Source organism: Stieleria neptunia (genome assembly GCF_007754155.1).
Lineage (GTDB): Bacteria > Planctomycetota > Planctomycetia > Pirellulales > Pirellulaceae > Stieleria > Stieleria neptunia.
In genome coordinates this window covers 6,630,938-6,643,934 of the sequence record NZ_CP037423.1, presented here as the reverse complement: position 1 = coordinate 6,643,934, position 12,997 = coordinate 6,630,938, and the positions used below count along the sequence as shown (strand labels likewise).

Annotated in this window: 10 protein-coding genes, 1 tRNA gene and 1 pseudogene; 10 read left to right on the top strand and 2 right to left on the bottom strand. The window is 57.0% G+C overall.

The annotated features are described in order from the left end of the window. Positions 1–145 precede the first annotated feature (145 nt). From tnpA to Enr13x_RS23100, 10 genes are all read left to right on the top strand, one after another. On the top strand, positions 146–475 hold the full coding sequence (gene tnpA, locus Enr13x_RS23140; RefSeq protein WP_145389224.1) for an IS66 family insertion sequence element accessory protein TnpA: 330 nt from the start codon (positions 146–148) through the stop codon (positions 473–475). After that, a complete protein-coding gene (gene tnpB, locus Enr13x_RS23135; protein WP_145389223.1) occupies positions 472–819 on the top strand; it encodes an IS66 family insertion sequence element accessory protein TnpB in 348 nt (115 codons plus the stop codon). The genes tnpA and tnpB overlap by 4 nt, the downstream gene beginning before the upstream one ends. Before the next feature lie 132 nt (positions 820–951). After that, positions 952–2,790 (top strand): IS66 family transposase, encoded by a 1,839-nt coding sequence (gene tnpC, locus Enr13x_RS23130; protein WP_145389222.1) that lies wholly within the window; start codon positions 952–954, stop codon positions 2,788–2,790. A 1,187-nt stretch (positions 2,791–3,977) separates the two neighbouring features. Further along, positions 3,978–6,179: a hypothetical protein gene (locus tag Enr13x_RS23125; protein ID WP_145389221.1), complete on the top strand. Its 2,202-nt coding sequence runs from the start codon at positions 3,978–3,980 to the stop codon at positions 6,177–6,179. A gap of 186 nt (positions 6,180–6,365) precedes the next feature. Continuing rightward, a complete protein-coding gene (locus tag Enr13x_RS23120) occupies positions 6,366–6,590 on the top strand; it encodes a helix-turn-helix transcriptional regulator (RefSeq protein ID WP_145389220.1) in 225 nt (74 codons plus the stop codon). 1 nt (position 6,591) lies between these two features. Next, entirely contained in the window at positions 6,592–6,879 is a 288-nt protein-coding gene (locus tag Enr13x_RS38200; protein WP_197455302.1) for a hypothetical protein, read from the top strand. Beyond that, positions 6,800–7,945, top strand: coding sequence for a primase-helicase zinc-binding domain-containing protein (locus Enr13x_RS39860; protein ID WP_390620993.1), 1,146 nt, complete (start codon positions 6,800–6,802; stop codon positions 7,943–7,945). Before Enr13x_RS38200 ends, Enr13x_RS39860 begins: the two co-directional genes overlap by 80 nt. Next, complete coding sequence (locus Enr13x_RS23110; protein WP_145389218.1) at positions 7,942–9,783, top strand: YfjI family protein; 1,842 nt, start codon at positions 7,942–7,944, stop codon at positions 9,781–9,783. The genes Enr13x_RS39860 and Enr13x_RS23110 overlap by 4 nt, the downstream gene beginning before the upstream one ends. Continuing rightward, positions 9,780–10,175, top strand: a complete 396-nt coding sequence (locus tag Enr13x_RS23105; RefSeq protein ID WP_145389217.1) for a TubC N-terminal docking domain-related protein — start codon at positions 9,780–9,782, stop codon at positions 10,173–10,175. Before Enr13x_RS23110 ends, Enr13x_RS23105 begins: the two co-directional genes overlap by 4 nt. Positions 10,176–10,254: 79 nt before the next feature. Next, entirely contained in the window at positions 10,255–11,628 is a 1,374-nt protein-coding gene (locus Enr13x_RS23100; RefSeq protein ID WP_231743729.1) for a tyrosine-type recombinase/integrase, read from the top strand. Here Enr13x_RS23100 and Enr13x_RS23095 read toward each other — a convergent pair. Beyond that, positions 11,610–11,681 (bottom strand) — tRNA-Gln (locus tag Enr13x_RS23095). The two genes, Enr13x_RS23100 and Enr13x_RS23095, sit on opposite strands and share 19 nt — an antisense overlap. 361 nt (positions 11,682–12,042) lie before the next feature. Further along, positions 12,043–12,997 (bottom strand): annotated as a pseudogene (locus tag Enr13x_RS23090) (efflux RND transporter permease subunit); the annotation flags it as partial.

The window sequence follows — 12,997 nt, the reverse complement described above, 5'->3', positions numbered from 1 at the left end:
TGGAGAGAGAAGGCAGAATCATACGGGGCAGAACGATTGGAAGGAATTGCTCAAGACCGTGCGTCTCCGGTAAGCGCCCGAGGAAACCATTCTTGGCGCGTGGCGTAGGCTGGTGGGTTTTCACTCACGTAACCAGGAGGTTTCCATGGTTCGCTTGCCAGACCCCGCCGTTCGCCAACGTTGGTCGCGGCTGATCCAACTTCACGAACAGTCCGATCTTGCGGTCTCCGACTTTTGCGATTTGCACGGAGTCTCCACCGCATCGTTTTATCGATGGCGACAAAGGCTGCAGGGCGACGCAGATCAGAGCGACGCGTTTCTTGCCGTGCAAATCGAACAGCCGCGCCCCCAAATTGGCGGCACCACTGTCCGCTTTCCCTGTGGCACGCAGATCGAGCTTGATTGCTGCGACGCCAACAGCTTGATGATCATCGTCGACCGGTTGGCACCACAACCAAGCGAGTTGCAGCAATGATCGCACTACCAACCACTGGCGGCATTTTTCTCTACGCCAAGCCGACCGACATGCGAAAGAGTTTTTCGGGCCTGGCCGGCATCGTGCGAAACGAGCTAGGCAAAACGCCAAACGACGGAAGCTTGTTCCTGTTTATCAATCGACGCCAGGACAAACTCAAAGCTCTCTATTGGGACCGCGATGGAATGGCGGTGTGGTACAAAAGTCTGGAGCAAGGCACCTTTGAAAGAATCAGGCAAGATGGCGAGGCGAGCGTCAAGCTCGACGCAGCCGACTTGGCGATGCTGCTTGGTGGAATCTCAATCGAAAATGCCAAGAGACGTAAACGGCTCAAGGCAGCGTAAGCTGCCGCGGAAGCAGTGACGACGGACCACACTTGGGAGCAAGTTTTCTTCGGCGAAGAAAACTTGCTTTTTTTCTTGCCCAGACGGTGATTTGCTATTGCGCGATTTCGAGAAGCTTTTAGTCTTCTGTACATGGACAAGCTCAAGCAACTTCAACGCGAAATCGAAGCCCTGCGTGCGAAAAACAGCACGCTTGAGTCCGTCAATGAATCGCTTGCTGCCACCAATGCGTCACTCACCAACAAAGTCGATTCACTCGCTGTAAACAACCAATCGCTTGCTACCACCAACGAGTCTCTCGTCCAAGACGCCAAGTCACTCGCTGCGGCCAAAGAGGACCTTGAATCGAAGAACGAGGACTTACGAAAGCAACTCTCCAAAAAGCAAGACGAACTCGACGCTTTGATCCGTCGCATCTTTGGCCGCCAGAGCGAACGCTTTGAAGACGACGACCAGCTGAAGTTCGAATTCGCCAGTCAAGCAGAAATCGACGACGCTCGTGAAGGCATCAAGCAGGCGATCGAAGAAAATGATCGAGCCGGCAAACGCAACAAGCCGCCCAAGCGACGCAAGCGTGAAGAGCGTTTTCCCGACAGCCTGCCGCGCAAGGAAGTGATTGTCGACTTAAGCGACGAAGAAAAAGAAGGCTTGGTGCGGATCGGAGAAGACGTGGTCGAATCGGCACACTTCACCCGGGGTGCGGCCTATATCATTCGAAAGATCTTCCCCAAGTACGTTCACCCGGAGGATCCCCGCGCCGGTATTTTGCAGGCCCCACGCCCCGCGGCGCTGATTCAAGGCGATCGCTACGACACCTCATTCGCTGCCTCGGTCATTGCCAATCGACTTGGCTACCATCTGCCGATCTATCGTCAAGAGGACATGTTCGCCGAGTGCGGCCTTTACCTTTCACGCAGTACGCTACTAAACCTTCAAGAAGCTGCCGAACGCGTGCTCCGGCCGTTCGTGCAGTGGCTTGCTGACTTGGTTCGCACCGACAGCTGCATCGGAAGTGACGACACGTCGATCCGCTTACTGTTGCCGCAAGACATTCCCGAAGCACGCGAGGACGATCCGAAGGGTCGGCGTGCTGCGGAAGTTTTTGCAGCAGCCAAGTCGAAAGGGCTCAAAAGCATCACGGCAAAGATGTGGGCCTACCGAGGCGTTCAAATTCCAATCAACGTGTTTGACTTTACGGTCAGTCGTCACCGTGATGGGCCGGACCAATTTTTAGTCGATAGCGAGTATACGGGAACTCTATTGGGAGACTGCTACGGAGCGAACACGGGGATTTACATACGATCAAACGGATTGATCGTTCATGCCGCTTGCGCGGCCCATGCGCGTCGGAAGGTGGAAGCTGCGCTAGACAATCACGCGGAGCATGCAAAGCATTTACTTGGATTGTTTCGATTGATTTATGATGTCGAAGACGAAGCTCGAGAGTTGTCGCCAGCAGAACGCTTGACACTTCGCCGAAAGCAATCGGCTCCCCTTTGGGGCCAGATGCGCGAGTACCTCCAGATGAAGATGATGGACGTGCTGAGTAGTGACAAGATCAGCGATGCGCGAAGTTACATCTTGAATCAATGGCAAGGACTGACGGCTCACCTTGAAGACGGGGAAATCCCGATCGACAACAACTCATGCGAGCAGCTGATGAAGCAAGTAGCACTGGGTCGCAAGAACTGGCTTTTTCTTGGCAGTCTTGCATCGGGTTATCGTACGGCGACATTGATGACGGTCGTCAGCAGCGCGATACGAAACGACCTGGATGTGGCGGCGTACTTGGAAGACGTACTCGACCAGCTTCTCGCAGGCAGTCGCGACTATGCCGCGCTGCGTCCTGACGCATGGGGGACAGCGCATCCGGAGTCGATCCGGGCCCACCGGCAAAAGGAGCGTGAAGCTGACAACATCCGTCGAGAGCGAGATCGGCTTCGCCGCCGCCTCGCCCGCCTGGATCAGTAGCTGGCACTGCAAGGCAGTATTCAGGACTGTCTTTCGATAAAAGGAAAACCGACGCAGGACACACCTCGCGCGTCACGAGGGAGTCACGCGCCTGCTAAGCCCGCGTTGGGCCCCATGAGACAAGACGCTTGTCCCGGCGGATCGCGGATCATCTACGGCCAGTGGATCCAAGAATCGGGCGATAGCTCTTTCCCTGAAACATGGCCACGGCGTCGCCCCGCTGGCCCACCTAACCCATGGTGCTCCTGGGCGCTTACCGTCTCCGCCGAGACTGATCGGGACCGCCCTGCCAACAAAAAAAGCCTTCTGCTCAATGCAAAAGGCCTTTCAAGCTACCCCGCTAGGGTTTCCCCGGCTGCGGAAAACACGGGGCAGAATCGTGGTGGCGATGAAAACACCACCGAATCCACCACTCCCGCCGCGATGGTAAGCGAATGCATTCGCGAACACTTGGACGATGCCCAGCTAGATGATCTGCTGGAACAACTGAGAGTGCGATCGACATAGCCCTGCGGTCATCACGATCATGCGATGGATGGATGGTTGGATTTGTTGCGGCAATGACAGTTGGAAACCGCTGTCGCAAACAACGGAAAGGACCCGCAGTGTTTTGGGTCCTTCCAGTGGACGGGAGGGGGTCGCGGGGGTTTGTCTCCGAACGAATCTCGCCGAACTTACAACGCGGCATCATAGCCACCACCACCACGTAGGTATGGGGGGGCCGGTGTTTTCCTGGCGCGCGAGCAGTCACGACCACCGTTGCCCGGTTTAGTTAGTCTGTGCTGCAAAATCACTTTGCGGACATTGAGCGGGTCCTCGCGAAAGGGCCCCTGTGCCGGGCTTCGCCCAGTCATCGGAGCATTCTTACAAACACCCGCGATGTAAATCCGAGGTGGGTGGGTTGATTGTTGGCGAAAAATACGGCGAAGCATCTACAACGTCATCGTGAAGTCGGACAGGGTCCAAGCCAACCGAATAAGCAGGGTCTGTGTTATTGCCCTGTCGCGTTATGCCCCCGACAATACGTATGCCGGATTCACCTCCCGGCATTGAACCGGTCGCGGTTGGTCCCGCGATCATTGACGGGTAGGCGGTTTGCTACCGCTGCTGGACCCCGCCGTCGCCGTTTCCTATTCGACGCCGGCGGCTGGGTCCGCCCGATTCACTGATGAATAGGAGTCTCGCCAATGCCGGCAACGATTCGGATTCGAGCGATCAAGTATTTGCAAAGCGTTTTGCCGAAGACAACAGCGCGTCAATTTGAAACCCTACAACAAGATTTTGAGCAACTACGGAATGAGGGAGAAGTAGCGTTACGGTTGGTTGTTCAGCCTGACAAAATACGTCGCAGTGATGACGGACATTCCGACAGATATAATTGTGATGAATTGTGGCGACCGCTGGGTGGAGGCATCGCATCAATGACCAACATGCCCGAGTCGTTGAGCGTTATGTCGATCACGGGTACGCCCAACACAATCGTATCTTGCTATCTCAGTATTGAAAACTTACGGACCGAAAAAGAAACAAACCGACTACTCGAATCATCTGAAAGGCTGGTCGAAGTAAAAGGGAAGAATTGGGGGACCGACCTGCCGACAAACAATTGGTCGATTGTCGTGCCGGTTCCGGCGGTTAGCACATATCGCCCGCCCACCCAAGATGCATTGAGGTTTGGCGAAGTAGCCGGGAAATCGTGCGAGGGAATTCGTCTATCGAGTCTCGGCATTGGAGCCACTGAGGGCATTACCGGGTTGCGGCGCTGGCTGGGTGTTTTGCACTTGCTCGAAAGCTCAGGCATATTTCACGGAGTAGGGCGCGAATCTGCAATAGCCGACGATGCCGTGCATCGAATGCTTGTGCCAGACGCCGAACGATCGGAAGATGCGATCGACGGTGCACGTCATGCCCACTCGATTGGGAGCATCCACCATGCTGGATTCACCTGGACCGTTGATAAGTATTTGCGTTCCTCTTCAATCGCAGCTGGGATACTCGCTGACATCGTCAATGGCAAGTTAACCATTGATTCGTCAATCGATACCACGACCGAGGCAGTCAGTTCCGACGACCGTTCGTCTTACTTTTCCGACCATAGAGGGTCTGGCGCAAGCTATGCGGACCCTAACCCGACTGGCGAATATCGCGAAGTCGATCCTGTGAGCGCTTTCTTGGTCGAATGCGAAAAGTTTATCGATCTGCGCCAACAGGAAATTGCAAAAGACCGATCAACGAACTGGGAGATTCTTAGCGATGAAGCCTTTGAAATAGCAACAGATGTAGTGTCTGAATTTGGCCGGAGTCGCCGACGGGTTAGGAACTCACTTCAATCGCTGGCCGACGACGTCGCTGCAATTGTGGAGAGCGTTGGCAAGCCATCCGAGCCTATCTACGGAATCGTGATGGCAGCCGAACACGACGTGAATCAATTTTTTGAACGTTGGCGAGTCGTAAATCCGTTGCTGCGAGCGGTCAGGCGAAAACAGAGTTGTGGAGAGATCCACGGCTCACACGCCACGGCACTCGCTCGCGAGCAAGACATCTACCAAAGCGAGATTGAGCGACGAACCGGGCCGGTGAATACGATCACAAGCATTCAGCAACCGTTGCGACCAGAAGTCTGCGACGATGACCTATGGTTACAACTTGACGTTTGCATCCGGGCAATGGAAACCGTTAAGGGCGGGGCGTACGGGCTGATTTCTAAATGGAAGATCGGGACCAATTCGGACGCAAAGTATCTAAAAAACATCAATCAGCTGGCCGACGAAGCTGGCTGGACGCCGTTTGTGTTTTCCCATGAAGAAGGATTGAAGGTACTTCGGGTTGGCGGTGGCGAAGCGTTCTGTCGTCATCATCGCGATAGTTATTCCCGCGACGAAGTTGGTGGCGAAGAAGTACTAAGTGCGTTGCGAGCATGGCGAGAAAAGCGGGCAGACGAATTGCGGGCACGCGACTTGGAAGCGAGTTGCGCCGATTCCGTACCGACGCCCAACATCGGCACTGCTGATTCGGCTGCAACGCCGCACGCGGGCAATATTAAGAATACCGCAACGAAAGACAAAGCTGATCACGTGCCCGCACCGATCACCGACATAAAACGTTGGGACTTACCGCGATACATCCGCGACGCAAGGCTGTACGCGAAGTGGCGGGAAGGCGGAAAAGGCAAAACTGGCGATCGCTTACGCTGGTTTCTCGACGACATCGATTATTCGGGCACTGAGCGCGAATGGGAAAAACTCCGATCGACCGAACGGCAACGTCTTAAAAAGTTCGGGTTTAGCGATCGGACACACAACGATTGGGTCCGCAAACTCTTAGAATACGCAAAAAAGCTGGAAGTTGACATCGACGCCCCCGGCGACTGTGAAGATTCACAGTTTTGAAATTCGATTTCTGAAATTTTCTTTTGGTGTTTTCGCTTGTCTGTTAGCGTCCGGTTTGGCCGTCTGGTCGGTTGGTTGTGATTACTCACAGCCATCACAGAAACCGTCTGGATAAAGACCCTCGTCGCACCCGACTGCGTTTGTCGACGTGCGAGTCATTCGTGACTTTTTACGAGGATTTGCCACATGGCCGCATCAGCATCGATGCCCCAAGCGTATCCGCCGCTGTTGACCAAAAAACAGACGGCAGAATTTTATGCGACCACGACGCGGACGATTGACCGCTGGTTGCTCGAAGGAACCCTTCCGGCCGACGCCAAAGTCGTCATCGGGGGCAGTGTTCGATTCCGAACCGCCGTTTTGATGGATCACATCAACGGCAGCACCACCGAATCATCGGAGGGCTGCTGAGATGAGCGATTCAAACGATGCAAATGCGATCCGGCAATTCTTGGCCGTGTTTCGCCGGATGCTTTCGACCGGCAGGAAAGTCGCCGCCGAAGATGCGGCGAAAGCAGTCAAGACGTCCGAGGGATTCGACCGTCGGGGATTTGGCCCCTATGTCGCGCAAATGCGGCGCGACGGCGAAATTGAGTACGCGGGTTTTCGAGAAAGCGGGAATGCCAAGCACCACTCGAATCCGAAACGGCTTTGGGTTCTCGCTGGCACCAACAAAAACGGGGGTGCCGGTCATGAGTAACCGACGCCCCCCGAGTTTTGGTGACAGTGCGACCCGTCGCCAACATTCTAACCGAGGACCTTCAATCGATGAACTCAAAACGGCTTCGATGGGCCAATGGTCGAGCGTTCTTCACGATGCCGGCCTGTCGGCTGATTTGCTGGACGGACGTGGGCACCCTTGTCCCCGCTGCGGTGGTCGCGATCGATTTTCCGCCTTTCCCGACATTGCCCAGCGTGGCAGTGTGCACTGCCGGTCTTGTTTTCATTCTGGCACTGAGCCGCGACCGGGTGACGGTCTCGCGACCCTTCGATGGTTGATGGCGTGTGATACCGCCACGGCCTGTCGGTGGCTCGCTGGCTGGCTGGGACTAGACGATGCGGTTGACCGACCGGCCCCGCCACCGATGCGTCGTACGGTGCCGCTGAGGGCATCGAGTAGGCGCGATGGCGATATGGATCGCTTGGCCATTGACTGTCATCATGCGATGCGCTCGACGTGGTGGACACGGCTTGCTAATCACTTGGCGTTGCCGGCAACGGAGTTGAAGCGTTTACATGTTGGCTGGTCCTGGCAGTACAACGCGACGACGTGGCCAATGAGGGATCACGACGACGACGTGGTGGGCGTGCGGTTGCGGTGTATGAACACTGGACGCAAGTGGAGTGTTTCCGGTGGCAAGGCTGGTTTGTTCGTGCCGTCGCAATTGCCCGTGGACATCGAACGGCTTTTTATCACCGAAGGACCTACGGACTGCGCGGCGATCTTATCAATCGGCTTTGACTGCGTTGGTCGCCCCAGTTGCAACGGTGCGGTCGCGTTCACGACGAAGTTGATAAAGCGGTTGCACCCGAGCGAGTGCGTTATCGTCGCTGATGACGACACCAACAAAGCAGGAAAACGAGGTGCGGAGTCATTGGCCGCGTCACTGGTTACAGTTTGCCCATCGGTGCGGATTATCTATCCGCCCGACGGTCACAACGATGCCCGTGATTGGGTTCGGTCTGGCGCTTCCGCCGATGACGTGCTGTCGATCGTCAACGCCACTGTTGCTCGATCCCTGACATTGAAGGGGGACGCACGATGAACGAATCAGAATTGACTTTGACCGTCCCGTCGATCGGATATGACGGATGCCACATCGTTGTTGTTACCCTTGACGAAAAGGAAATCCACCGCGATGGACTCTTCGTCGACCGTGCCGACGACCGCCGTCGTTTCATCGACGCGGTGGTCACGAAGTTGCCCGCGATCACCGAGGGTGCCGAAGTATCACCCGAGTCGATTGAGCAAGAGTTGTTGGCACTGGCAGCGAAAGCACCACCGCCGAGGGATTGGCCCGAATTGGAACCGATCGGACTCCCACCGCTACCGGTGTTCCCGGTCGATGCGTTACCGCCTGTGCTGGCGAACTGGGTAGCCGAAGAATCCGAAGCGACCCAAACGCCGGCGGATATGGCTGCGCTCTTAGCGTTGGCTGTTTGTTCGGCTTGTCTGGCGAAGCGTATCGAGGTGCAGGCGTGGCCCGGCTGGTCTGAACCGTGCAATCTGTACGTCGCTGCGATCCTGGACCCCGCAAACCGCAAGAGTGCAGTTTTTGCAGACGCGACCAAACCACTGCGCGGAGTGGAATCGAAGCTGCAAGCCGACTTGGCCGAAACGGTGGCAGAGGAACTGAGCGACCGTCGCCAAGCTGAAAAGCGTTTGGCGAAGTTGGAGAAGACGGCAGCTGAAAATGCGGACGCGACCAAACGGGAAAATGCAAAGCAAGAAGCCCGTGAAATCGCCAAGCATCTGGCGACGTGGGGCGTGCCCCAACTGCCGACGATGATTGTCGACGATGCCACATCGGAACGGTTGGCGGTTCTGTTGGAAGCCAACGGGGAACGGCTTGCGAGTATGTCCGCCGAGGGTGGCGTTTTCGATTTGATGGCAGGCAAGTATTCAAAAAGCGGAGCCACCGACATCAACGTCTATTTGATGGGACATAGCGGCGACGCGGTCTCCGTCCAACGGATGGGGCGTCCACCGGTCAAGCTTGAATCGCCCGCACTGACCATGGCGTTGGCGATTCAACCCGAGGTGATTCGAGGCATTGCTGACACCCCTGCGTTTCGTGGCCGTGGATTGCTTGGCCGATTCCTGTACGCGATTCCGAAATCGTGGATTGGTCGCCGCAAGATCGCAACGCCACCGGTCTCCGACGTGGTGGCGCTGGCCTACTCGCACGCAGTCAAGATGCTAGCGATGATCGAGCCGGATGAAGATGGATGCCCCCATCGGTTGAAACTCTCGCCGGACGCAGTGGTCGCGTTCAAAGCGTTCTGCGAGTCGATCGAAGTGGAGTTGGGGTCGGGGTCATTGGAACCGATGAAAGATTGGGGCGGAAAGCTGGCCGGGGCAACCCTGCGCATCGCTGCGGTTCTTCATTGTGCCCAGCATCATGGTGACGCCGGTTTGTCGCTCGACATCGACGTTGCAACGATCGAGTCGGCTGAACGAATCGCGCGGTGGGCCATCCCGCACGCCGCCGTCGCATTGGATCTGCTCGCAGCATCACCAGACGAAGCTCGTGACGATGCGGAGTACCTCCTTCGATGGTTGCGAAACGATCGAGCGAATGAACGCACATTTGACCGTCGCGACGCCTACAAACACGGTCATCGTCGATTCACTGGCGAGCCCGAGCGATTGGATGCTGTATTGGGATTGCTCGAAGAAACCCATCACATCGCCAAGCTGGACCGACCGAAGGTTGGCGGACGCATCACCTACGAGGTGTCACCCCACCTAAAAAGCGAATCGGTGGGCAGTGGTGCCAATGGTGACAGTCGGGCACCCAAGCCACCGACCACCCCGCCATTGGCACCATTGGCACCGGGTTCTACGGAATCCGAAACCGAAAGGGTAAAGGTGACGCTATGACGCTCCTGGCCCTGCTGACGGATTTGTCGGCCCGTGGCGTTATCGTCACGGTCGCCGGCGATGCGATCGAACTGGACGCCCCTGCGGACGCCCTAACCGACGATGACGTGGTGGCCCTGCGGGAATCTAAACCGGACATCATCCGGCTATTGAGACTCGCTGACGGCTTGCCTGTGGATGATGACGCCGCCGCGACGCTGGCGTTGGACGAAGTGGACCCGGCCGGGGTGCCGACCTGTAAGTCATGCGGCGGATTGTGCGACGTGCAAACGCTCGATGACCGCTGGCATTGTTCGCACTGCGATCCGCTCGCAGAGCATCGACGACGACGAACCGAAAGATTGCTGCGGAGTGCCGCCGCGATCCGTTACACTGGCAACCGCAACGGCTAGGGTCGCTCCCGAAAGCCGGCTTCATCACCGGCCCGCCGTTGCTCCTTCAATCCTTTGATGAATCGTGGAGATGAACACGATGGCAACGATCATTCAGAAACCAAACAAGAGCATCGAAATCCGTTACGTCGATGCCGATGGCGAGAAACGAAGTCTGTATCCCGGCAAGATCGCGAAACGTACCGCCGAATCCATCGGCAGCAAGATCGACCACATTGTTGGCCGGCAAATAGTTGGTGCCGATCCCGACCGCGACATTGCTCAATGGCTCGCTGACCTTCCCGCCAAGCTTCACAACAAACTGGTCGCAAAGGGGCTTGCCGCGCCGCGACGACCCGATGAGCCTGAGCCCACGCCCGAGCCGGAACTGGCACCGACGTTGAAGGAGTGGACCGACCGTTACATCGAAGAGCACCCCGGTAAGGCGGGCACAATTGAGCAATTGGAGATCACGGCCAGAAGCCTGCGAAAGAAGTTTGGCGACGATCGACGCATCGACGACATCAACGCCGGCGATGCTGAGGTTTACCGGAAGTGGCTTCAATCCAGGGGCAACGAGCGGAAGAAGTTTAAGACCGGCTTGGCCGAAGGGACTGTCCGCCGGCGGATCGGTCGCAGCAAGCAGTTTTTCAACGCGGCGATCAAGCACGAGATCATCACCCGCAATCCGTTTGCCGGTGAAGCATCCGCGACGACCGGTAATTCCGACCGTCTGGTCATGGTCCCGGCCGATTGGATCGAAGCGTGCATCCGCAAAGCTCCCTGCGAAGATTGGCGGATCATCTTGGCGTTTGCCCGCTACGCTGGAATGCGAAGCCACGAAACCCGAATCCAAAAGTGGGCCGACATCGACCTGGCAAACAACGTGATGATGGTGCGAAGCCACAAGACCCCGCCCGTCCGCCGCTGTCCGATTTTCCCCGAACTGCGTCCCCACCTTCTCCGCGCCCGCGAAATGGCCCCCGAGGGTGCCGTGTACGTCCAGACGCGATACGGTCACAGCGACAACATCTTGACCACCCTGGAAAAGATCATCACCCGCGCCAAGTTGGTCCCGTGGGAAAAGCCGATGCAGAATCTTCGCGCCACACGCGAAACCGAATTGCTCGCCCACTATCCGGCAAAGGACGTGACCAGCTGGCTGGGGAATTCGCCGGACGTGGCCAACAAGCACTACGCGATGACGATGCAGGCAAGTTTCGACCGTGCCGTCACCGACGGTGCCAAGATCGTGGGCGTGACGACCACGCCGCCGGACGCGAAGCCCAAAACGGGCACCGACGCGGAAGTGGTGGATTCAAAAAACACCACCGAATCCACCACCGACGGTGCAGGAAATCCGCCGCTAAATCGAGACACAAAAAAAGCCGATGCTAAAAAACCCGTAAATAACTGGGTTTGTCTCGCATCGGCTATCAGTGTCTTGCCGTTAAGCTACCCCGCTAGGACTTGAACCTAGAATGGCTGGACCAAAACCAGCTGTGTTGCCAATTACACCACGGGGTAGTGACTTGCGTCTGAGGCGGAAGTTTAGCAACTGATTTCCATCTGATGAATAGGAGTCGGCAAGATCTTTGCAGGTTCGCGACGGAAAATTTGTCGCAGTTTCGACTCCGGGGCCTCCACTGGCATGAAATTGTTCCGCGCGCGGGCAATTTGGGCTGGCCGTCCACTAACCGACGGGTTTCTCAAGCACTGGGGCGTCGGCGGGAGCCCCCAGGAAAGGTGGCGGGATACGGCCTCAGGTGGAGGCAGAACCGGGGATGGCAAGCAGGATGCTTACCCCACAGGGATTGGCAAGCAGGATGCTTACCCCACGGGGATGGCAAGCAGGATGCTTGCTCCACGGGGATGGCAAGCAGGATGCTTACCCCACGGTGGGGCTTGATTCGGCGGGGAAATCGAGGGGATCGGGGTTCTTTTCTCGGGTGATGTGCAGGTGATGCAGGAGCGCCGCCGCGGAGTTGTAGCCTCGCAAGTACAGGGCGTAGAACACCGGGACGAGGAACAACACCAAGAACGTCGCCAGGCTCAGTCCGAACGCCAGCGACGCGGCCATCGGGATCAGCAGTTGGGCCTGGAACGAGCGTTCGAGCATCAAGGGGATCAACCCCGCGATCGTCGTCAGACTGGTCAGCAAAATCGGCCGAAAGCGACGTTGCCCCGCATCGGCGAGCGCCTCCATCGGCGGATGGCCTTCGCGCACCCGAACGTTGATGAAATCGATCAGCACGATCGAGTCGTTGATCACGACCCCCGACAGCGCGACCAGGCCAAACATACTGAACAGCGTCAGCGGAAGCCCCAAAATCGCGTGCCCCCAGACCGCACCGATCATCCCGAAGGGCACGATCATCAGGATCAAAATCGGCTGAACATAGGAGCGGAATTGCAAAACGAGCAACACGTACATCGCGATGATGGCGATTCCAAAACCCACCATCAGGCTGCCGACCGACTCGCGACTCTGTTCCGCCTGGCCTTCCCAACGCACTTCAACCCCAGGAAACTGCTTCGTCATCTCGGGCAAATAATTCGCTTGCAAGTCCGCGATGATCAGCGACGAGTTGGCGGTTTTCCAATCCAAATCCGCGCTGACGGTGACCGAACGCATCTGGTCGACTCGGTTGATCTCCGAAAAGCCTCGTTTCAGCGTGACTTCGGCAAGTTCTTCGATCGGGTGCTCGTTTCCGGCAGGGTCGCGGACACGAATCTCGCGAAAATTCACCAACGAGCGACGTTCCTCTTGCGGGTACCGGACCATCAATTTGACTTCGTGTCGCCCACGTTGCAGCCGCATCGCTTCGGGCGCCGAAATACGT

What these genes read in the sequence shown, in the direction of transcription:
- Enr13x_RS23100 (WP_231743729.1), top strand. Translation starts at nt 10,255, where the DNA reads ATGGCAACGATCATTCAGAAACCAAACAAGAGCATCGAAATCCGTTAC.
- Enr13x_RS23110 (WP_145389218.1), top strand. Translation starts at nt 7,942, where the DNA reads ATGAACGAATCAGAATTGACTTTGACCGTCCCGTCGATCGGATATGAC.
- tnpC (WP_145389222.1), top strand. Translation starts at nt 952, where the DNA reads ATGGACAAGCTCAAGCAACTTCAACGCGAAATCGAAGCCCTGCGTGCG.
- tnpA (WP_145389224.1), top strand. Translation starts at nt 146, where the DNA reads ATGGTTCGCTTGCCAGACCCCGCCGTTCGCCAACGTTGGTCGCGGCTG.
- Enr13x_RS23120 (WP_145389220.1), top strand. Translation starts at nt 6,366, where the DNA reads ATGGCCGCATCAGCATCGATGCCCCAAGCGTATCCGCCGCTGTTGACC.
- Enr13x_RS23105 (WP_145389217.1), top strand. Translation starts at nt 9,780, where the DNA reads ATGACGCTCCTGGCCCTGCTGACGGATTTGTCGGCCCGTGGCGTTATC.
- tnpB (WP_145389223.1), top strand. Translation starts at nt 472, where the DNA reads ATGATCGCACTACCAACCACTGGCGGCATTTTTCTCTACGCCAAGCCG.
- Enr13x_RS38200 (WP_197455302.1), top strand. Translation starts at nt 6,592, where the DNA reads ATGAGCGATTCAAACGATGCAAATGCGATCCGGCAATTCTTGGCCGTG.
- Enr13x_RS39860 (WP_390620993.1), top strand. Translation starts at nt 6,800, where the DNA reads ATGCCAAGCACCACTCGAATCCGAAACGGCTTTGGGTTCTCGCTGGCA.
- Enr13x_RS23125 (WP_145389221.1), top strand. Translation starts at nt 3,978, where the DNA reads ATGCCGGCAACGATTCGGATTCGAGCGATCAAGTATTTGCAAAGCGTT.